General features: G+C 72.4%; 20 protein-coding genes. 12 read left to right on the top strand and 8 right to left on the bottom strand.

Annotation, left to right across the window (positions count from 1 at the left end):
* Positions 1-4 precede the first annotated feature (4 nt).
* Together RI138_RS29990 and RI138_RS29985 are read right to left on the bottom strand one after the other, a co-directional pair.
* Positions 5-1,021, bottom strand: a complete 1,017-nt coding sequence (locus RI138_RS29990; protein WP_311122407.1) for a DMT family protein — start codon at positions 1,019-1,021, stop codon at positions 5-7.
* Positions 1,018-1,962 (bottom strand): phosphatase PAP2 family protein, encoded by a 945-nt coding sequence (locus tag RI138_RS29985; protein WP_311122406.1) that lies wholly within the window; start codon positions 1,960-1,962, stop codon positions 1,018-1,020. The genes RI138_RS29990 and RI138_RS29985 overlap by 4 nt, the downstream gene beginning before the upstream one ends.
* Before the next feature lie 160 nt (positions 1,963-2,122).
* On the opposite strand from RI138_RS29985, the gene RI138_RS29980 reads away from it, so the two are divergent.
* From RI138_RS29980 to RI138_RS29955, 6 genes are all read left to right on the top strand, one after another.
* On the top strand, positions 2,123-2,752 hold the full coding sequence (locus RI138_RS29980) for a TetR/AcrR family transcriptional regulator (protein ID WP_311122405.1): 630 nt from the start codon (positions 2,123-2,125) through the stop codon (positions 2,750-2,752).
* A 224-nt stretch (positions 2,753-2,976) separates the two neighbouring features.
* A complete protein-coding gene (locus RI138_RS29975) occupies positions 2,977-3,771 on the top strand; it encodes an SDR family oxidoreductase (RefSeq protein ID WP_311122404.1) in 795 nt (264 codons plus the stop codon).
* Between the two features lie 53 nt (positions 3,772-3,824).
* On the top strand, positions 3,825-4,838 hold the full coding sequence (locus tag RI138_RS29970) for an SPFH domain-containing protein (RefSeq protein ID WP_311122403.1): 1,014 nt from the start codon (positions 3,825-3,827) through the stop codon (positions 4,836-4,838).
* A complete protein-coding gene (locus RI138_RS29965; RefSeq protein WP_311122402.1) occupies positions 4,835-5,734 on the top strand; it encodes a hypothetical protein in 900 nt (299 codons plus the stop codon). The genes RI138_RS29970 and RI138_RS29965 overlap by 4 nt, the downstream gene beginning before the upstream one ends.
* Positions 5,735-5,808: 74 nt before the next feature.
* Entirely contained in the window at positions 5,809-6,312 is a 504-nt protein-coding gene (locus RI138_RS29960) for a nucleotide triphosphate diphosphatase NUDT15 (RefSeq protein ID WP_311122401.1), read from the top strand.
* Between the two features lie 76 nt (positions 6,313-6,388).
* Entirely contained in the window at positions 6,389-6,793 is a 405-nt protein-coding gene (locus RI138_RS29955; RefSeq protein WP_311122400.1) for an SHOCT domain-containing protein, read from the top strand.
* A 12-nt stretch (positions 6,794-6,805) separates the two neighbouring features.
* On the opposite strand, the gene RI138_RS29950 is transcribed toward RI138_RS29955, so the two are convergent.
* The 4 genes from RI138_RS29950 to RI138_RS29935 are packed head-to-tail and all read right to left on the bottom strand — an operon-like array spanning position 6,806 to position 12,967.
* The gene (locus tag RI138_RS29950; protein ID WP_311122399.1) at positions 6,806-8,131 is read right to left on the bottom strand and encodes a DUF6271 family protein; all 1,326 of its coding nucleotides are present in this window, start codon (positions 8,129-8,131) and stop codon (positions 6,806-6,808) included.
* Entirely contained in the window at positions 8,113-9,231 is a 1,119-nt protein-coding gene (locus tag RI138_RS29945; RefSeq protein ID WP_311122398.1) for a phytanoyl-CoA dioxygenase family protein, read from the bottom strand. The genes RI138_RS29950 and RI138_RS29945 overlap by 19 nt, the downstream gene beginning before the upstream one ends.
* A 32-nt stretch (positions 9,232-9,263) precedes the next feature.
* Positions 9,264-11,045 (bottom strand): ABC transporter ATP-binding protein, encoded by a 1,782-nt coding sequence (locus RI138_RS29940; protein ID WP_311122397.1) that lies wholly within the window; start codon positions 11,043-11,045, stop codon positions 9,264-9,266.
* Positions 11,042-12,967 carry an ABC transporter ATP-binding protein gene (locus RI138_RS29935; protein ID WP_311122396.1) on the bottom strand — a complete coding sequence of 642 codons (1,926 nt, stop codon included), beginning with the start codon at positions 12,965-12,967 and terminating at the stop codon, positions 11,042-11,044. The genes RI138_RS29940 and RI138_RS29935 overlap by 4 nt, the downstream gene beginning before the upstream one ends.
* 581 nt (positions 12,968-13,548) lie before the next feature.
* Between RI138_RS29935 and RI138_RS29930 the strand changes: the two genes are divergently transcribed.
* From RI138_RS29930 to RI138_RS29905, 6 genes are all read left to right on the top strand, one after another.
* Positions 13,549-14,406 carry a class-II aminoacyl-tRNA synthetase family protein gene (locus tag RI138_RS29930; RefSeq protein ID WP_096631186.1) on the top strand — a complete coding sequence of 286 codons (858 nt, stop codon included), beginning with the start codon at positions 13,549-13,551 and terminating at the stop codon, positions 14,404-14,406.
* A 90-nt stretch (positions 14,407-14,496) separates the two neighbouring features.
* Entirely contained in the window at positions 14,497-14,757 is a 261-nt protein-coding gene (locus RI138_RS29925; protein ID WP_311122395.1) for an acyl carrier protein, read from the top strand.
* A 25-nt stretch (positions 14,758-14,782) separates the two neighbouring features.
* Positions 14,783-15,508 (top strand): 4'-phosphopantetheinyl transferase family protein, encoded by a 726-nt coding sequence (locus RI138_RS29920; protein ID WP_311122394.1) that lies wholly within the window; start codon positions 14,783-14,785, stop codon positions 15,506-15,508.
* An 8-nt stretch (positions 15,509-15,516) separates the two neighbouring features.
* The gene (locus RI138_RS29915; protein WP_311122393.1) at positions 15,517-16,971 is read left to right on the top strand and encodes a condensation domain-containing protein; all 1,455 of its coding nucleotides are present in this window, start codon (positions 15,517-15,519) and stop codon (positions 16,969-16,971) included.
* 155 nt (positions 16,972-17,126) lie between these two features.
* Positions 17,127-17,297, top strand: a complete 171-nt coding sequence (gene rpmF, locus RI138_RS29910) for a 50S ribosomal protein L32 (RefSeq protein ID WP_073876229.1) — start codon at positions 17,127-17,129, stop codon at positions 17,295-17,297.
* 7 nt (positions 17,298-17,304) lie between these two features.
* A complete protein-coding gene (locus RI138_RS29905) occupies positions 17,305-18,495 on the top strand; it encodes a GTP-binding protein (protein ID WP_311122392.1) in 1,191 nt (396 codons plus the stop codon).
* A gap of 292 nt (positions 18,496-18,787) precedes the next feature.
* Here RI138_RS29905 and RI138_RS29900 read toward each other — a convergent pair whose 3' ends face one another.
* The gene (locus tag RI138_RS29900) at positions 18,788-19,099 is read right to left on the bottom strand and encodes a hypothetical protein (RefSeq protein ID WP_311123061.1); all 312 of its coding nucleotides are present in this window, start codon (positions 19,097-19,099) and stop codon (positions 18,788-18,790) included.
* Positions 19,100-19,632: 533 nt separating this feature from the next.
* Positions 19,633-20,406, bottom strand: a complete 774-nt coding sequence (locus RI138_RS29895; protein ID WP_311122391.1) for a class I SAM-dependent methyltransferase — start codon at positions 20,404-20,406, stop codon at positions 19,633-19,635.
* Between the last annotated feature and the right edge of the window lie 28 nt (positions 20,407-20,434).

Here is a 20,434-nt window from a genome sequence, read left to right as displayed (position 1 = left end):
CCCGTCACGGGTGGGGTCCGCCGCCCGCCTGTACGGCCACGGGTTCCGCGACGACCACGGGGCGGGGGCTGCCGATGACCACCCGCGAGGGGACCGGCCCTTCCGGGGAAGGCCCATCGGCCGCGCGCCCCGGCTCCGTGCCGCGCACCTCAGCCATGCTGTCCGTGGCGCGCGCCTGGGCCGCGCTGTCCGTGGTGCGCGCCTGGGCCCGGCTCAGGAGGATCACGCCGCGTACGGCCGCGGCCGTACCGAGCAGCGCCAGGACCAGGCTGACCGGGCCGCCCTGGAGCCGTTCGCCGAGCAGGGCCAGGCCGATCGCGGCGGCGGCGACCGGGTTGGCGAGGGTGACGACGGCGAGCGGGGCGCCGAGCCCGCCCCGGTAGGCGGTCTGGGACAGCAGCAGACCGCCCATCGCGAAGGCCGAGACGAGCAGCGCCACGGTCAGCAGCCGCCAGCTGAACAGCGGGCCGCCGGAGTGGTCGGTGACGGCGACCGTGAGGGTCTGGGTGAGGGCGGAGGCGACGCCCGAGGTGATCCCGGAGGCCGCCGCGTGCCGGAGGCCTGGGCGGGCTCCCGGGCGGCTGAGTCCGGCGACGACCGCCATGGTGGCCGCTCCCACGCCGAGGGCCTCGGGCAGGGTGAGGGTGTCGTGCGGGGCGGAGCCGCCCGCGGTCAGGAGCAGCGCGCCGAGGCCGAGCAGGGTGAGGACCGTGCCCTGCCACTCGATGCGGCCGACCCTGCGTCCGGCGGCGCGCGCGCCGAGCGGGACGGCGACGACGAGCGTGAGCGCGCCGAGCGGCTGGACCAGGGTGAGCGGCCCGTAGTTGAGTGCGGCGACATGCAGCAGCGCGCCCGCCGCGTTGAGGCCGACCGCCGACCACCACGCGCCCCGGCCCAGCAGCCGCAGGACTCCGGCGGAGGGCTCGGTGCGTCCGGCGAGCCGGGACTGCGCCACGGCGGCGGCCGCGTAGGCACCGGCGGAGACGAGGGACAGGGCGACGGCGATCAGGGTGCCGCTCATCGGGCGGCCCCGGTCGGCGCGGGCTCAGGGACGGGCTGGGGGGTGGGCTCAGGGACGAGCTCAGGACCGGGGATGCGCACCGGGGCAGCCTCCGCGGCGGGTGGTGCGTCGGGCGCCCCGGCGGAGCTCCCGAGGGCCGGCGGCGCGTCGGCACCTCCACCGGACACCACCGATCCACCCGACACCGTGCCCCCACCGGACACCACAGCCCCACCCGACACCGGCAGTCTGAAAACGGCGAACGCGACGGCGAGCAGCGCGACGGCCACGATCGCGTCGAGCCAGTAGTGGTTCGCGGTGCCCACCACGACGAGCAGCGTCAGCGCGGGGTGCAGCAGCCACAGCCCGCGCCACCGGGAGCGGGTCGCGGCGATCAGCCCGACGGCGACCATGACCGCCCAGCCGACGTGCAGTGAGGGCATCGCGGCGAACTGGTTCGCCATCGTGTCGGTCGCGGGCGTCTGCCCGTACACCGTCGGGCCGTAGACCTGCCCGGTGTCGACCATTCCGGCGGCCGGGAACATCCGGGGCGGAGCCAGCGGGAACAGCAGGTGCAGCACGAGGGCGGCGGCGGTGAGCGCGGCGAGGACGCGGCGTGACCAGAGGTAGTGGCGGGGGCGGCGCCAGTAGAGCCAGACCAGGAAGAGGGCTGTGGCCGGGAAGTGCACGGCGGCGTAGTACGTGTTCGCCGCGTGGATCAGGGTCTGGCTGTGCAGCAGCAGGTCCTGGACGGCGCCCTCGCCGGGCAGGCGCAGGGTCCGTTCAAGGTCCCAGACGTTCCCCGCGTTGCGGAACGCTTCCTCGACATGGCCGTTGGCCGCCCGGCGGCCGAGTTTGTAGGCCAGGAAGAGTCCGGCCACGAGAAGGAACTCGCGGACGAGGGGCGGTCGGGCACGTATGTCCGGCTCCTGGTCCGTGGGCTCGGTGCGGGCGTGCGTCACCCGGTGCCCCCTTGGATGCGAAGCGGTGTCAGGACGGCATGGTCCAGTCCATGCCGAATCGATACGCCAGTGTACCGATACGTTGGCGTATCGGTACACCCGCGTATCGGTACACTGGCGTATCGAGAACCTCGCCGCACCGCCGCAGGAGGTACAGCCCATGCCCTCGCCCGATTCCGCACCGGAGTCAGCCCTCGCCTCCCGCCGGTCGAAGATCACACCGGAGCGGGCGCAGGAGCTGTACGAAGCGGTGCTGGACCTGTTGCGGGAGAGCGGTTACGAGTCGCTGACCATGGAGGGGGTCGCCGCCCGAACCCGGTGCGGGAAGTCGACGCTGTACCGGCAGTGGGGGTCCAAGCCGGAGCTGGTCGTCGCCGCACTGCACGGCACCCGGCGGATGCGGCTGCCCCACATCGACACCGGGACGCTGGCCGGGGACCTGCTGGAGGCCGCACAGGCGATCGGGAAGGCCTCGGAGAGCGACACTCCGCTGATGCACGCCCTCAGCCATGCCGCACTCCAGAGCCCGGAGCTGTTGTCCGCGCTGCGCGAGGCGCTGATCGTGCCGGAGGTCGCGGCCATCGACGCGATGGTCCGGCGGGGCCAGGAGCGCGGCGAGATCCCCGCGGACCTGCCGGCCGCCGCGTTTGTACCGGCCCAGCTGCTCGGCGTGCTGCGCGCCCGGCCGCTACTGGAGGGGCGCTACGCCGACGCGGCGTATCTGACCCGGTTCGTGGAGAGCGCGATCTTCCCGAGCCTCGGACTCACGGCACGGGTGCCGGAGTCCTGACAGACGTGGACCGCCCGTCCCAGCGGATGGGGGCCGGTCCACCCGGCGCCGCACCGTGGGGACGGGGGCGGCGCACCGCCCGTGCGGCCGGTGACCTCTGCGGAGGCCACCGGCCGCACGTGTTTCCCGGCGCACCTGCCTCCCGACGCATCTATTGGTTCTAACAAGCGCTTGGTAGATTACGGCGAACCCTCTGCCCGGAAGGCGAACCACGGAGGCGGACCATGGACCAGTCCCGGCGCATCGACTTCACCGGGCGCGCGGTGCTCGTGACCGGCGGCACCAAAGGACTCGGGGCCGCGATCGCGCGGGCCTTTCTGGCGAGCGGCGCGAACGTCCTGGTGTGCGGGCGCACCGCCCCCGCCGCCCTGCCGTCGACGGGCGGACGCGAGGCGGCGTTCCGGGCGGCGGACGTACGCGACCCTGGGGCGGCCGCGGACCTGGTCGCCGCGGCGGCCGGGCGGTTCGGGCGGCTCGACGTCCTCGTGAACAACGCGGGCGGCTCCCCCGACGCCGACGCGGCGACCGTCTCCCCGCGCTTCGTCGAGAAGGTGGTCGCCCTCAATCTCCTCGCCCCGTTCTACGTGGCCCAGGCGGCGAACCTGGCGATGCGGGAGCAGACGACCGGCGGCAGCGTGATCAACATCGGCAGCGTCTCCGCCCACGATCCGCAGCCGGGCACGGCGGCCTACTCCGCGGCCAAGGCGGGCCTGCTGGGGCTCTCCCGGGCCCTGGCCCTGGAGTGGGCGCCGAAGGTCCGGGTCAACCACATCACCGCGGGCCTCATCCGCACCGAGAACGCCGCCGCACTGTACGGCGAGGACGGCGGAGAGTCGGTCGCCGGGACGATCCCGATGCGGCGGCTGGCGGAGCCGGAGGACGTGGCCCGCGCCTGCCTGTGGCTGGCGTGCGACCTCTCCTCGTACGTCAACGGCGCCGATCTCGCGGTGCACGGCGGCGGCGGAATCCCGGCGAGACACCTGGCGCGCCGGACCGATCCCCCCTTTTCGTCCCCTTGACGATATGAGAGCGGACCTCTTATCGTCGCATTGACGAAATAGAGGGGGGCCTCATGGCCGACATCACCCGCCGCTTCGGCTGGCGTCATCTGCGCTCCGCGCCCACCGCCCACATCCGCCACCACAAGCGCGGCCGCCTCGCCCACGACGGCCGGGGGCTCAGCTTCTGGTACCGCTCACTGTCGGCGGCGCTCTCCGAAGTCCCGGTGGACGACCGGGAGCTGGCCATGGCGTTCCACGCCCGTACGGCCGACTTCCAGGACGTCACCGTACAGGCCACCGTCACCTATCGGATCAGCGATCCGGCCGAGGCCGCGGACCGGCTCGACTTCTCCGTGGACCCGGACACCGGGAGCTGGCGCGGGGCGCCACTGGAGCAGATCGCCACCCTGCTGACGGAGACCGCGCAGCAGCACACGCTGGACGTGCTGGCCCGGACCCCGCTGGCCGCAGCCCTGGTGGACGGCGTCGCCTCCGTACGCGAACGGGTCGCCACGGGTCTCGCCGCCGAGCCCCGGCTCCCGGCAACCGGCATCGACGTGGTGGCCGTGCGCGTCGTCGCGATCCGCCCCGAGGCCGAGGTCGAGCGCGCCCTGCGCACCCCGGCCCGCGAGCAGATCCAGCAGGAGGCGGACCGGGCCACCTACGAGCGGCGGGCCGTAGCCGTGGAGCGCGAGCGCGCCATCGCCGAGAACGAGCTGGCCAGCCAGATCGAACTGGCCCGGCGCGAGGAGCAGTTGGTCGACCAGCGCGGCACCAACGCCCGCCGCGAGGCCGAGGAGAAGGCCGCCGCCGACGGCGTACGGACCGAGGCCGAGGCGGCCCGCACCGTGCGCCTGGCCCGGGCGGAGGCCGAGGCGGCGCGCGAGACGGGCGCCGCCCGCGCCGAGGCCCAGGCCCGCTGGCTGCGGGTGCACGGCGAGGTCGACCCGGCCACGCTGCACGCCCTGGCGGCGACCCGGCTCGCGGAGAACCTGCCGCGGATCGAGAGCGTCACGCTCTCCCCGGACGTGCTCACCGGCCTGCTCACCAAGCTCGGTCGCCCGGACGGCGGGCCGGGCGCGTGAGCCTGGCTCCCCGGGCGGTGCTGGTGCACCGGCGCACCGAGTACGAGGAACTGCTCGCCCGGCACGGGACGCACGGGCAGGCCGCGTTCTTCCTCACGAGCCGGGGCCGGGCGATCGACGAGGTGGTCCGCCGCCACGAACGTACGCGGCAGGCACTGCGGGACGTGGCGGCGGCCGTGCCGCTCACCTGGCGCTCCACCCGGGTCGAGCGTGCGGACCTGGACCGCTTCCTGTTCGCGCCGGAGGACGTGGTGGTCGTGGTCGGCCAGGACGGCCTGGTCGCCAACACAGCGAAGTACCTCTGCGGTCAGCCGGTGGTGGGCATCGACACCGATCCGGGGCGCAACCCCGGCGTCCTGGTCCGCCACCGCTGCGCCGACGCGGCCGCCCTGCTGCGCGCCGCGACCGCCGCCGGGGGCCGGGCGGAGGAGCTGACCATGGTCGAGGCGGTCGCCGACGACACCCAGCGCCTGGTCGCGCTCAACGAGATCTACGTGGGTCCACCCGGTCACCAGACGGCCCGCTACCGCCTGGGCCCGGACGGCGGGGCGGCCCCGGGCGAGGCCCAGGCCTCCTCCGGGGTGCTCGTCGGCACGGGCACCGGCGCCACGGGCTGGCTCCACTCGCTGTGGCTGGAGCGCGGCAGCACCCTCACCCTGCCCGCGCCGGGCGAACCGCGGCTTCTCTGGTTCGTCCGCGAGGCCTGGCCCTCCCCCGCGACCGGGACGTCGAAGGTGGCGGGCGAGCTGGGGAGGGGTCAGGGGCTGCGGCTGACCGTGGAGTCGGACCGGATCACGGTGTTCGGCGACGGGATGGAGTCCGACGCCCTGGAGCTGACCTGGGGCCAGAGCGTACGGCTCGGCATCGCGGGGACGTCGCTGCGCCTGGTGACCTGACCTCCGGTCCGGCCGGCCCGGTCGCTTCGCTACGGTGTGGGCGTACCGGCACCGGAGAGCGGAGACCCAGCACCATGACAGCCGATCCCGTGACCGCACCCGCCCGCAACACCCGTCCGCCTACGGCGCAGGCGGCGCTCGGGGTCGGGGTGATCGTCGAGGACGGGCAGGGGCGCGTGCTGCTGGGGCGACACCACAGCGGTACGTGGGAGCTGCCCGGCGGCAAGGTCGACGCGACGCACGAGTCGGTCGCGGCGGCGGCCGCCCGGGAGCTGCGCGAGGAGACCGGTCTCGTGGTCGACGAGGCGTCCGTGGACGTCTTCGCGATGGTCCATGACGTGATCGGCGGGATCAACCGCATCAGCATGGCGGCACTCGTACGCCTCGCGTCGGGTGTTCCGGAGGTGACCGAGCCGCATCTGATCAGCGCCTGGCGGTGGACCGTGCCCGAGGAGCTGCCGACGCCGCTGTTCGATCCGTCGGCGCAGATCCTGGCGGCCTGGCGGCCGGAGCTGGGCGTCACCCACCCGCCCGCGCATGTGCTGCGGATCGTCCCGGCCGAGGAGACCTCGCGGTAACGGATGCGCACAGATGCGGGTGAATCGGACCGGATGTATGAATGAGGGACCATCCGCGCGATCGGAGTAGGCCCTCATGGACGATTACCCGCTCCTGAACGTCTTCCTGACCATGCTGTACCTGTTCCTCTGGGTCATGTGGTTCTTCCTGCTGTTCAAGGTGATCACCGACCTCTTCCGGGACCACTCGCTGAACGGCTGGGCCAAGGCCGGCTGGCTGGTCCTCGTGATCCTGCTGCCCTACCTGGGCGTGCTGATCTACCTCATCGTCCGCGGGCGCAGCATGCACGAGCGTGACGCCCAGCTGGCCAAGGACTCGGAGGCGGCCTTCCGGAAGTACGTACAGGAAGCCGCGGGAACGCAGGGCGGGTCCGGCGGGAACGGCCACGTGACCGATCTGGCGAAGCTCGCGGAGCTGAAGGACAAGGGCGCGCTCACCCCCGAGGAGTACGACCGGGCCAAGGCGAAGCTCCTCGCCTGAGGGCCCGGTCGCTCAGGCGCCGTTCACCGCCCTCGCCGCTTCCCCGGAGCGGGCCGCCCGCATCAGCGGCTGCCAGGCGTCGATGAGGAGGGCGAAGTCGGCCATGTCGTCCGCCGCCTTGTCCAGCAGCTCCCGGCGGCGGGCGGCCATGGCGTCGGCGACCTCGGTGTAGCGGTGGCCCAGGGTGCGGTAGGCCCGGTCGAGCACGTCGAGCCGTTCCCCGTTCTCCGTACGGTCGAGCAGGGTACTTTCCCTGACGTACCCGGCGACGAGGGAGGCGCGCACGTGCCCGTCGCCGTCGAGGAGACTCTCGCCCGCGGCGGTCATACGGGCGTAGACGGCGTTGAAGTAGTGCATCGACAGCAGGAACCGCACGAAGCGGAGCTGGTAGGCGAGGAAGCCCCGGTCGGTGCGGCGCTCGCCGGTGTAGTAGTTGACGATGTGGCGGTTGTGCAGGACGCCGGGGAGCTTCGCGTCGTGCACCAGGTGGGTGAGGAAGTAGTCGCTGCCGATGGTGTCGGTGGCGGGTGGCAGGGGGACGCGTTCGTAGACGTCGTCGATGAAGCTGATGTTGCACATGTCCACCCGTGCCGGGCTGACGGCGGTGAGGGTGGTGTGGTCGCGGGTGAAGGGTGTGGTGCCGGCGCCCCGGAAGGACTCGTCCACCAGCTTCCGCCGCCAGATCTCCGGGCACTCGGCGGGGATCGAGAGGCCGACGACGTCGTGGTAGACGGCCGGGTCGGCCCGGCTCATCTCCTCCAGGTCCACCGACATCTCGCCGATGAAGGAGCCGCCGACCAGCGCCACCGGCCGGTCCGCGCAGGCCGGGTCGAGCCGGGTCCTGGTGGGAAGACCGGCGGCGGCCACGTCGGCGGCCCGTCGCCCGAGGGACGTCAGCTCGTGGTGGACGGGGAAGACGGGCTCTCCCTCGTGACTCTGGTAGCGGCCGTCGGAGTCCCTCCGGTGGACGGACGTACAGCCCAGGGCGCTCGCGACGAGGAACGCCCGGTTGGTGCAGGCGCCGTAGGACACGCCGTCGGGCAGCATCAGGCCGAGCACCCGGTCGGGCGCTTCGGTGCCGGACCGTTCCAGGGCCGTACGCAGGAACGTCCGCTGTCGCTCCTCGTCGAGGTGGTGGACGACGACTCCGGGGGTCGGGCGCAGCGCGTCGGCAGCCGCGCGGTTCCCGGCGAGCGCGGCCGGTTCGGAGGTGTCGAGGATCAGCAGCCGGACCTCGGCGCCGAAGCGGCGGGCCGCGTACTCCGCTTCCGCGCCGAGCGCCGCGATGGCTTCGGTGCAGGCCCGGTTGGTGGGGAGGGCTAGGCAGATACGTCGCATGCCGGCTTTCCGCTCGGTTCCCCGGCCCGGGCCGCCGGCCCGTCCGCGTCTTCCGTCTCGTCCTTGTCGTGCCACGAGGTAAGGCCGAGGAGGCGGCGGCCGAGGCCGTCCAGGGTGGCCGTCTCGTACCGGAGGGACTCGTGCCGGATCGCATCCCCGGCCAGTGTCCTGTTCCAGCGCGGGGTCCTGAGGTGCCGCCAGGACTCGACCCGGGAGGAGCGCAGCGTCTCGTGCTCCTCCAGCGCGGGCATCATGGCGAGGTACTGGACCGCCCGCGCCCCGTCCCGCGAGGTGTTGCGCGCCACGCCGTGGGCGAGGAGGCCGTTCCAGATCAGCAGGTCGCCCGGGCGGAGATCCGGCCGTACGACGGGGAACTCGTCCCGGTCGACGGCGGGTCTGATCGGGTCCCGGTCCTCCGGCTGCACGGCCTTCCACCGGTCGAACCGGCGGAACAGCTCGGGCGAGCACTGGAAACCGCCCAGCTCGGGCCGGGTGTCGTTGAGCGCGATGATCCCCTGGACGCGCTGGGGCGGGACGTCGAGCGTGGTGTCGATGTCCCAGTGCAGCTCGATGTCGAAGCCCCGGTCCGTGGGCTCGATCAGGGCCCGGTCGCGGTTCTTGATGTTGGGCGGGTTGAGGTTGAGCCGGTCCAGGGTCACCCACAGCTCCTCGCAGTCCCAGACGTCGACGAACGCGTCGTACACCCGCCGCGTCATGCGACTGTCCCAGAGGAGCTGGTGGTGGTACGCCTCCACGAAGCCGTAGATGTGGAGCTGGCGGTCCAGGTCCGAGCGGAACGGCCGGTCCTCGTGCCAGCTGTCGGGCCGGTTCGGGTCGAGGCCCTGGAAGTCCCACGTGAAGTCGAGGAGCCTGCGCGCGGCGGCCGCGGGGATCGCCTCGCGTACGACGACGTAGCCGTACGTCTGCCAGTGCGCGAAGTCCTCCTCGCTGAGCACCCGCAGCGGGCGCGACTTGTCGAGTTCGCGCAGGGAGGTCTGCGCGAGGTACGACTCCCCGTCCGCGCTGAAGTACGGGGTGTTCGAGGCGGCGCGGTGCAGGTGGGGGCGGCGGCGGATGCGGGCGGGGCGCGGCGTCGGCATGGGGTCCTTCCCGGGAGGGGGTGGGGTGTCGGTCAGCGGTAGGCGCGGGCCTGGAGCTCGAAGAGCTCCGCGTAGAGGCCCCGCCGGGCGAGGAGCTGGTCGTGGCTGCCGTGTTCGTGGACCGTGCCGTTCTCCAGCACGACGATCAGATCGGCGGACCGGACCGTGGAGAACCGGTGGGAGATGAAGAGGGTCAGCGAGCCGGAGTCGGAGCGGGCCCGGTCGGCCGCGTCGGTGAACCGCTGGAACAGCTCGTGCTCGGCGGCCGCGTCCAGGGCGGAGGCCGGTTCGTCGAGCAGCATCAGCAGCGGGTCCTCCCGGAGGAGGCAGCGGGCGAGGCCGAGCAGCTGCCACTGGCCGCCGGACAGTTCGGCGCCGTCGCCGTACCCCTTGCCGAGCAGTCCGTCCAGGCCGTCCGGCACCCGGTCGAGCACCCGCTCGGCGCGGGCCTCGGCGATCGCCTCGCGCAGGGCGGGGTCGTCGTGCAGCGCGGACAGCCGTCCGACCCCCACGTTCTCGCGCAGCGGCAGTTCGAGCCGGGCGAAGTCCTGGAAGAGGGGGGCGATCCGGGCGGACCATTGTGCGGGGTCGAGGTCGTTCAGGTCGGTGCCGTCCACCAGGATGCGGCCGGAGGTGGGGCGGTACATCCCGCACAACAGCTTGACCAGCGTGGACTTGCCCGCGCCGTTCTCCCCGACGAGGGCGACGGTCGCTCCGGCGGGGAGGGTGAGGCTGACGTCGGCGAGCACGTCACGGTCGCTGCCGGGGTAGCGGAAGGACACGTTCTCCAGGCGGATGCCCTGCTCCAGCCGGTCCGGGGCGGGACGCGAGGCCGGGCCTGGTTCCTCGGCCGCCATGGCGCGGAGCCGGTCGAGGCGTTCGAAGGTACGGCCGGCGCCCTGGAGCATCGCGAGCAGGCCGAGCCCGCTCGCCACCTGGACGCTGACCTGCACCGCGAGCGCGATGACGAGAATGATGTCGCCGGCCCCGGCGGCTCCGTCCAGCGCCTGGCGGATCACCAGCCACAGTCCGCCTCCGTAGGCGAGCGCGAACAGCAGCTGCCCGCCTGCCCGCAGGGCGGCCGCGCGCAGGGCGGCACGCCGCAGCAGATCGGTGGACCGCTGCCAGGCCGCCGCCTGGAGCCGCATCAGCTCCCCCTCCGCACCGGCGAGGCGGGCCTCGGGCACGGAGTGCCCGGACGTCGCGAGCGCCAGCAGGTGGCGGCTGAGCCGGGTGGACTCCGCCGAGCGCTCCTTGGCCCGGTCGAGGACGGCCTGGGCGCGGTCGGCGACCAGGACCGGCGGCACCGCCGCGAGGGGCAGCAGCGCGAGCCACGGGTTGACGGTGGCGAGGATGACGGTGGTGATGACGGCCTGGAGGGCGAGGCCGCAGATCTGGAGTACGGCCTCCAGCGAGGCCCTGGTACGGGACACGTCCTCGCGGACCAGCGTCAGCGTGTCGGCGAACTCCGCGCTGTCCAGGTGTTCCAGGCCGCGGGTGCCGTTGGAGACGGCCAGCACCTGCTGGTGCAGCGCGGTCTCCTGCTGTTCGCCCAGCTCGAAGTAGAAGAGGTGCGCGAAGTGCCCCATGGACAGTTCGAGGACCAGGGCGACGGCGACGCCGACGGCGAGCCAGGCCGTGGTGGCCACGGCTCCGTCGAGGGCGCTGTCGGTGAACTCCCGCAGCAGCAGGGCCATGGCGGGGGTGGCCAGGAGGCCGACGAGGAGCAGGAGGGCTGCGGTGTGGAGGCGCCTGCGGTCCAGCCGGTGGGCCAGGACGAGCAGGGTGCGTACGGCCGTGAAGAGGGTGGTCACCGGGCCTCCTCCGGGACGGGACCGGCGAAGCGCTGCGCCTGGAGGCGGAACAGTTCGGCGTACCGGCCGCCGAGGGCGGTCAGCTCCTCGTGGGTGCCCTGTTCGGCGACCTTGCCGTGCTCCAGGACGACGATGCGGTCGGCCCGGCGGACGGTCGAGAAGCGGTGCGAGATGACCACGCTGGTCAGCCCCTTGGTCATGGTGAGGAAGCGGTCGAAGAACTCCACCTCGGCGCGGACGTCCAGCTGGGCCGTCGGCTCGTCCAGGACGAGCAGGTGCGACCCGCGCTCGGCGGCGTAGAACGCGCGGGCGAGCGCGACGCGTTGCCACTGTCCGCCGGAGAGGTCGACGCCGCCTTCGTACTGGCGGGAGAGCACGGTGTCCGGGCCCTCCGGGAGCCGGGCCAGGATGTCGTCCAGGCCCGCGCGGGCCACGGCGGCGTCGAATGCGCGGGGGTCGGGGGTGCCGCCGCCGGGGGCGCCGAGCACGACGTTGTCGCGCAGGGACAGCTCGTACTGGTTGAACTTCTGGAAGATGACGGCCAGTCGGCGCTGCCATTCGCTGTCGGACAGGTTCCTCACGTCCGTGCCGTCGGCCGTGATGCGCCCGGACGACGGTTCGTGGAGGCGGGTGAGCAGCTTGACCAGGGTGGTCTTGCCCGCGCCGTTGAGGCCGACGACGGCGGTCGAACGGCCCGCCTCGATCTCCAGGTCGAGATGGTCGAGCACGGCGGGTCCGTCGGGCGTGTAGCGGAAGACGACGTCCTCGAACCGGATGCCCCGGGCCGGCGGGCCTCCGGCCGGAGCCGTGGCCCCGGCGGCGGCCGGGGGGCCGGAGGCGACCGGTGGGCCGGAGGCGGCCCGGGGAATCGCCGCCTCCTCGGCGGCTCGGCGCGTGAAGGCGGTGAGGGAGTCGTACGACTGCATGCCGTACAGGGTCTGCACATCGCACTCGGGGAAGTAGACCCCGAACCGCATGGGGATGAGCACGGCCTGGAGCGCGACTGCCATGGTCAGCAGCGACAGCTCACCGCGGGCGGCGGGCCCGGCGAGCAGCAGCAGGACGCCTGTGCCGCCCGCCAGACCGACCAGGGCCAGCACGACGAACGGCCCCATCAGGATGCGGCGGCGCCCCGCCCACAGCGGGTCGAGGTAGTCCCGCATGTCCTGGTGGTGGCGGGTCCGGAACCAGTCGGCAAGACCCAGGACGCGGATCTCCTTGGCGGCATCGGTGCCCCCGGCGGTCCGGAGCATGTACGCGATACGGCGCCGCTGTCCGGCCATGTCCTGGTAGAGCTCGGAGAACCGGCCGAGCGAGCCGCGCTGTCCGAACCGCAGGACCAGCGCGGTGGCCCCGGTCAGGATGCCCGCCCACGGGGAGAGAGTGACCCCGACGAGCACGACGGCCCCCAGGAGCTGGGTGTAGCGGGCGATCAGCGCGATCGCCCCGCCCACCGCGTCGCCCGGCGTGGGCAGCAGCCGGTCGAAGGCGCCCCGGGCGTCGCTGAGCAGGTCGAGGGTCTCCTCGCGTTCCAGCATCGAGACCGGCGAGCGGCGCAGGGCGGTGTCCATCAGCCCGGTCACGCACTGCCCGTCCACCTTGCGCGTCGCCACCTCGCCGAGCACGGCCTGCAAGGGGGCCAGCAACTGCTGGAGGACGAAGGCGCCGAGGGCCAGGAACAGGGCGGCGAGCACCCCGGCCGTACCGCCGGACACGGCCTGGGCGTCCGGCAGCCGGTCCAGCAGCACGCTCATCCAGACGATGAAGGCCAACGGAAGGAGGCCGATGAGGACGTTGAGGACGACGGCGGCCGACAGCAGCCCGCCGCCCACGCGCGGCAGCAGTCGCAGCAGGACGAGCCAACGGCCGACGCGGGCGCGTACGAAGGGCACGGCACGCGAGGCAGGGGGCGACGATGACAAGCGCTTCTCCTCGGTCGGGCAAGCGGACGAGCGAGCGGTGGAGCAGGCGAGCAGGCGGACGCGAGCGCTCGGGCAAGCGGTCGTGCAGACAGTCGTGCAGGCAGTCGTGCAGGCGATCTGTCATGCCCGCAATCAGTCAGGCGGGCGATCGGGCAACCGGTGGTGCAGGCCGCGAGCGGGCGGGGGCGGCCCCCGGGGGATGCCCCACACAATTGGTCCAGACCTCCTGCGCTGTCAAGTGCCGTATTGGAACGCGGACATGAGGAGGATCTCGTTCCGGAGGTGGCCCCGATCCCGTCGGTCGATGAGGATTCAACTTGGTCTAGACATGCAACGGCAGCCATGGTTACTGTCGAGCCGATTCACCGCCGAAGCTCAACCACGCCGCCCCCAGAGGCGCCCCGGGCCCCGTCTTCCGAGCCGCGTCGGCTCCCCGGTCCCTTCGAGCTGTCCGCCCGCCTGCCCGCCCTGCCCGCGCACCCGCCGTCGGGCCGCCACGCCCTGCCCCGGCCGCCCGGTCCGCCTGTGCCCGTGCCCCGCCGCTGCGCCCGCCCGTCCACACCCGAGAGGGAACGGTTCCGATGAGCACCTCCCCCACCACCGCCCTGCCGAAGCTCGGCCTGAAAAGCCCCGGCGCGGGCCTGATCACCCTGGACCCGGTGCGTACGGCACTGCTGCACGGCCTGGACGGCCTGCTCACCGGACTGGCGGCACAGCTCTCCGCCCCGGAGGTCGTCGGCCCGCCGCTGCTGTCCGTCGAGGGGCTGACCAGGCTCGACTACTTCCGCAACTTCCCCCATCTCGGCGTCTCCGCCGCACGGTTCGCCCCGGAGGGCCTGGACGGGCTGGCCGCCGGTTCGCCCGCGGCCGAGCTGCCGTTGCGGCCGACCGGCCACCTGCTGCCGTCCGCGACCTGTTACGGCCTGCTGCTCTCCCTGGAGGGCGAGGACGTCGGCGCGGCCGGGCTGCGGCTGTCGGCGACCGGGCGCTGCTTCCGCAACGAGACGCACTACGACGGGCTGCGACGGCTGTGGGGTTTCCACATGCGTGAGGTGCTGTACCTGGGGACGAAGGACGGGGCCGTCGAACACCTGGACAGGGGCTCCGAGTTCGTCCAGGAACTGGCCGCCCGCCTGGGGCTGACCCTGACCCGGGCCACGGCCGACGACCCCTTCTACGACAAGGGCGGCTCGCGGGCGAAGCTGATGGCCCTGGACCCGGTCAAGCACGAGTTCAGCGCGCCCGATGGCACAGCCATCGCCTCAGTCAACCGGCACCGCAACTTCTTCGGCGAGCGCCTGGGCATCCGGGCCGGTGAGCACGGCCCCGCGTACAGCGCCTGCGTCGCCTTCGGCGTGGAGCGCTGGGTCCACGCCATGATCCTCGCGCACGGCACGGCCGAAGAGGCGCTGGACAGGCTCCGCGAGGCCCGGCCCTGAAAGGCTGTCGAAGACCGGCCCAGCACACGGCCACCCTCCCGGATTCAGGAACCGAGCAACCGCGCAGCCGCGGAGAAGGAGCAGCCCGCCATGGAACGCATCGTCGCGTGGATCCACGAGAAGAACCCCGGCCTCGACGGACCGATCGGGGACGACGAGGATCTGATCGAGGCCCGCCTCATCGACTCCCTGGACTTCCTGGAGTTCGTGTACCTCCTGGAGAGCGTCTCCGGCCGGGAGATCGACCTCCAAGAGGTCACCATCGACGATTTCGGCACCCTGAACCGCATCAAGGAACGCTTCCTGTCCACCGCCCCGGCCCCGGCCGCCCCCCAGACGGCTTCCCGGTGAGCGTCCGGCCGGACGGCGTACGGCTGTGCTGACCGGTCCGGATCGGGAGCCGCCGGACGGTCGCACCGCGCTGGCCGTCGTGGCGACCACGGCCGAGGTACTGGACCGCCCCGACCTGGACGAGGGCCTGCTCGCCCCGTGGGAACGGCGGCGCCTGGCGCGGGTCCGCGTCCCGAGCCGACGCGACGACGTGCTGGCGGCGCGGCTGTTGCTGCGCCTCTGCGCGGCACGGTTCACCGGACGGCAGCCGCACGAGCTGCTGCCCGCCCAGTTCTGCGCGGCCTGTGAACGTTACGGGCACGGCCGGCCGTACCTGCGCGGTCACCCGGACGTGGGCGTCAGCCTCAGTCACGCGGACGGGCTGGTCGCGGCGGCCGCCGGGCCCGGGGCGGTGGGTGTCGACGTGGAACCCGCGGCCCGCCCGGTCGGACCGCCGCCGGTGCTGGCACGGCTGATGAGCGAGGCCGAACTGCGGGCCGTGGGCGCACTGCCCGACCCGGACCGGGCAGTGCTGCGGATGTGGGTGCGCAAGGAGGCCCTGCTCAAGGCCGGTCACCCCGGCGCCGGCAGTGCGGCCGACGTACCGCACACCGTTCCGGACAGCGGCAGCCGTGCCGACCGCCCGGGCGGCCTGCACGTCCTGGACTGGACGGACGAGCGCCGGGCCGCCGTGGCGACCGTGGCCAGCGCCGTCCCGGCCCGGCGCTTCTCCGTGACGCCAACTCCGAGCGCTCCGCGCGAAACGATGTGAGGTAGCAGATGTCATCGCACGACACCGGGACCGTCGAGGCCGGAACACTCTCCGTCCCGTTCTCCGGTCTGCGGTCCGGATCGGCTCCGATGAGCTGGGGACAGCAGGCGATCTGGAAGTCCATCAGCTGGCTGGACGAGGAGGCCCATTACTTCAACCTCGCCCGTGTGGTGGCCCTCCCCGACGGCACGGCCACGGACGGCGTCATCACCGCCCTCGGGCAGCTGATCGTCCGCCACGAGGCCCTGCGCAGCACCTTCGCGAACGGGGCGGACGGGCCTGTGCAAACGGTGTACGGGGACGGCTCGGCCACGGTGACCGTCCACGCCTCCCCGCCGGACGCCCCCGGCCCCCCGGACGAGACGGACGCCCAGGCGTTCGCGGACCGCCTCGCCGCCAGCCCCTTCCGCAACGGCGAGGAGTTCGGGATGCGGTACGCGCTCCTGACCCACGCCGGGGAGCCGGTGTGGCTGGTCATGGTGGTGTCGCACCAGGCCACCGACTTCTGGGGCGTCCGGGTCCTGGAGGACGAGCTGGCCCGGCTGCTGCGCGGCGAGAGCCTCGGCCCGGTCGAGTGGCAGCCGCTCGACCAGGCCCGCCACCAGCAGGAGGGCGAGGGCGCCCGGCGGGGCCGCGCGGCACTGGAGCACTGGGAGCGGACGCTCAGCACCGCGCCCGCCTCCCACTTCGACTTCACCCCGCCGCAGGACGGGGCGAGCGAGGACGACCCCGAACGCTTCGTACGGCTGCGGCTCGACTCGGTGGCAGGTGCCGTGGCCGCCCAGCGGCTGGCCGACCGCTGCCGGGTCAGCACGAGCACGGTACTGCTGACGGCCGCGGCGGTGACGCTCGCCGCGTACACGGGCCATGACCGCGCGGTGCTGCTCCTGATCGCGGGGAACCGCAACGAGCCCCGGCTGCAGAGCATGGTGGGTGCGCAGACGGAGAACGCCCTGTTCGTCCTGGCGCACGGGGAGGGGTCCTTCGAGGACGCGTTGCGCGGCGGCTTCCTCACGACGATGAGCGCCTACCGGTACGGGGAGTACGACCCCGCGGCGATGGACGAGGTGCACGAGCGGGTCGGCCGGGCCCGTGGCCGGAAGCTGGACCTGTCGGCGTTCTTCAACGACGTACGGATGCGGGACCGCTGGGACACGCTTCCGGACACGGGGGACGACCCGGACGCCCTGCTGGCCCTGCGTGAGCGCAGCGAGGTCGACTTCATCGGGTCGTGGGCCCGCCAGGACGCCAAGTACTTCGTCCACACGCCGTACTCCGCTGACAGCCTCCAGCTGTTCCTGATGGCCGACACGCACTACCTGCCTGTCCCGGTGATCGAGGGGCTGCTGCGGGCGATGGAGACCCTGCTCGTCGAGAGCGTGCACGGGAAGGTGACACCGGCGGAAGCGCTGAGCGGCCTCACGCTCCCGAAGAGGGAACGGACACCGGACACCCGCGCCTGAAAGGACGTGGTGCGTGGGCGCCTGGTGCCTGCCGTGGTGCCGTTGCGGGAGGGCGCCGAGCGGGCTCAGCGTGGATGGGTGAACGACGCAGATCGTAATGACATCCATTTTCATGTATCGTCTGCCTCGCTCACCGATCGCACCCGGAGGTCACCATGGCCGTACCCAAACGCAAGATGTCGCGCAGCAACACCAGGCACCGCCGCGCGCAGTGGAAGGCCACGACACCTCAGTTGGTGACGGTCACGGTGGACGGCGTTCCCCACCTCGTCCCCCAGCGGCTCGCCAAGGCGTACGAGCGCGGCCTGCTCCGCCCCGAGGGCTGACGCCGGCATGCCGCCTCACGCACCCCCGCCGCGCCTCCCCGTCACGGTCCTGTCGGGGTTCCTCGGTGCCGGAAAGACCACCCTGCTCAACCACGTCCTCGGAAACCGCGAGGGCATGCGCGTCGCCGTCATCGTCAACGACATGAGCGAGGTGAACATCGACGCCGCCCTCGTACGCGGCGGTGAGTCCGCCCTGTCGCGCACCGAGGAACGTCTGGTCGAGATGACCAACGGGTGCATCTGCTGCACCCTGCGCGACGACCTGCTGGAGGAAGTCGACCGGCTGGCACGCGAGGGGCGTTTCGACTACCTCCTCATCGAGTCCTCCGGCATCTCCGAGCCCATGCCGGTGGCGGCCACCTTCGCCTTCGCCCGCGACGACGGCGCCACCCTCGGCGACCTGGCCCGTCTGGACACCATGGTCACGGTCGTGGACGCCGCCAACTTCCTGCCCGAACTGGCCGGTGGAGACGAACTGGCCCAACGTGGCCTGGACCAGTACGAGAACGACGAGCGTACCGTCAGCGACCTGCTGATGGACCAGATCGAGTTCGCCGACGTCATCGTCCTCAACAAGCTCGACCTCGTCGACACCGCCTCCGCCGACCTGCTCCGAGCCACCCTCTCGCGACTCAACCCCGCCGCCCGTGTCGTGCCCGCCGAGCGGGGACGCGTACCGGTCGGCGAGGTCCTGGGCACCGCAAGGTTCGATCTGGAGCGGGCACAGCAGGCTCCGGGCTGGGTGAGGGAACTCAACGGTGACCACGTTCCCGAGACGGAGGAGTACGGCATCTCCTCGACCGTCTTCCGCTCCGATACGCCCTTCCACCCCGGACGGCTGTGGTCGTTCGTGACGGAGGCGCTGGACAGCGGCGCCTACGGGCAGGTCCTCAGATCCAAGGGCTTCTTCACCCTCGCCAGTCGCTCCCACGTGATGGGACTGTGGTCCCAGGCGGGTTCAGTGGTCCGCTTCGAGCCCTACTCCGCTCGCGACACCGACAGCCTCCACATCCAGGAACTCGTCTTCATCGGAACCCAGCTCAAGGCGGCGCGGCTGCGGGCAGCCCTGACCGACTGCCTCATGCGGGACGGCGAAGCCCAGCCCGCGACCGACCCCTTCCCGGTCTGGGACACCTACGGCTTCGACGAGCTCTGCGCGCACGAGCACGACGCCCTCACCACCGTGACGGGGCACTGAAACCCCGGGCCGGACGGTGGTCGCAGCCACGGCACCGTCCGGCCCGGTGCATACCTGCGTCGCCAACGTCGGTCCCACCCGCATGGGTCACATGGGCACCGATCTGCTGCGGAAGTTCACCTCCGACCGCGGAAAAGCACGCAGTCGCCACCACGTCACTCTTTCCGGTGAGAAGCGACCACTCCCCCTGCACAAGCCCTTTCTGCGGGAGATCTGGAATACGGAAGAACGCGGAATGCACCCCTAGGAGTAGGGGTGCATTCCGCGTACTCGAATGGCGCTCGCACAACAGTCAGTGGTCGTCCCAGTGGCCCTCGTGAGCCGCGTGCCGGTGACCGTCGTGCACGTAGTCCATGTGGTCGCCGTGGGGAACCGCCACATGCCCACAGCCCTCGCCGTGCACGTGGGCGTGGGCGGAGTGCTCTCGATGCCCGTCAACCTCGCACTCATCCGCGTGGCCGTCGTGCTGACGGTGCAGATGCCCGTCGTGCACGTAGTCGACATGATCGCCGTGAGGGACTGCCACGTGCCCGCAGCCCTCGGCGTGCGCATGGCCATGCCCGGGATGCGGCTGATGTTGCAGGGATGTCGCCACTTCACTCATCTCCATGGATTCAGACCACCACCCATTTCGTGGCGGCAGCTTCCAACGTCCTCCTGTTTTTTCACCTTCGCGGCCGAGGCTGCCACAGAGAACACACATCGGCAAGCAGGCCAATTACGCGGCGTGCTATCGGTAACGATTATCGGCGCTATATCCGAGAAAGCATTTCACCAGTTCCAGTGTGCACGGTCCACACCGGAATCCATTCCGTCGTACGGATCGCGGAGCCGTCGGACCCATACGAGGAACGCCGGCGAATGCGGCGGACGGCGCGGTCGGCGTCTCACGCGGCTGGCAGGCCAACGGGGGTGACAACGCATGAGACGGTACCCACCACCGTGAACGCACAGCTCAGCCAGCCCCTTGACGCCACCGAAGCCGTCCGGGGGGACCTCACCACGTGCTGGACGGCGGTCGTCAACGCCGGAGGGGCCGTCGTCCCGATGGACTGCCCGCTCCCGCCGGTGACCGAGGTCCCGGCGGGAGTGGGAAGCCCTGATGTACCACCAGGTCGCGGCCGGAGCGGTAAGCCCTCACGGATCACCCATGACCCCCACCAGTACGGTGCTGTCGCCGAACTGCCAGACCGGTGCGACATGGGCGAAGCCTGCCCGGCGCAGCAGGGCGGCGTGTCGGCATACCGTGACCCGCTCGTCGCCGCCGCTGTGGGCGTGGAGGGTGTGGCGCCGTCGGCGTTCGTCGAGCAGGTCGGCCAGTTCGGGGTCCCGGGCCGCGGCGTCCCACCAGGACCGCCAGTCCTCCCGCGCGTGGCCGCCCGTACGCTCGGACCTGCGACGGCCCACATGGGCGGTGAGGTCCGAGCAGGGCGCCGCGTCCGGCGGGAAGTGGTCCCCGTTGACGAGGACGCCGCCGGGGCGCAGCAGGGACGCGAGGGAACGGTAGGTGCGCAGCAGCACCGGCTCGGGCAGGTAGTGCAGGGCGGTCGTCGAGACGGCGGCGTCCAGGGGGCGGTCCAGCCCGAGGGCGTCGGTCCAGCCGTCCGCGCCGATGACGGTGTCGACGTAGCGGGCGGCGTCGGCATGGTGGGTGCGTCCCAGTTCCAGCAGTACGGGGTCCATGTCGGCGGCCACGATCTCGGCGCGCGGGAACCGGTCGGCGAGCCTGGCCGCCAGGGAGCCGGGGCCGCACCCGAGGTCGAGCAGCAGGGGACGGGCGCGGCCGACGACGGCGTGTTCGACGACATCCGCGATCACGGTGAACCGCTCCTCGCGGTCCACCGCGTACCGCTCCTGCTGGCGTTCCCAGCGCTCGACCCAGGCCCTGGCCGTCGCCATGCTCACACCCATAGCGTGCGTCACCTCGTCTGTCTCACGT

The sequence above is a fragment of the Streptomyces durocortorensis genome (assembly GCF_031760065.1).
GTDB lineage: Bacteria > Actinomycetota > Actinomycetes > Streptomycetales > Streptomycetaceae > Streptomyces.
The sequence above is the reverse complement of the archived record's forward strand: the minus strand, read 5'-3'. Positions and strand labels throughout refer to the sequence as shown.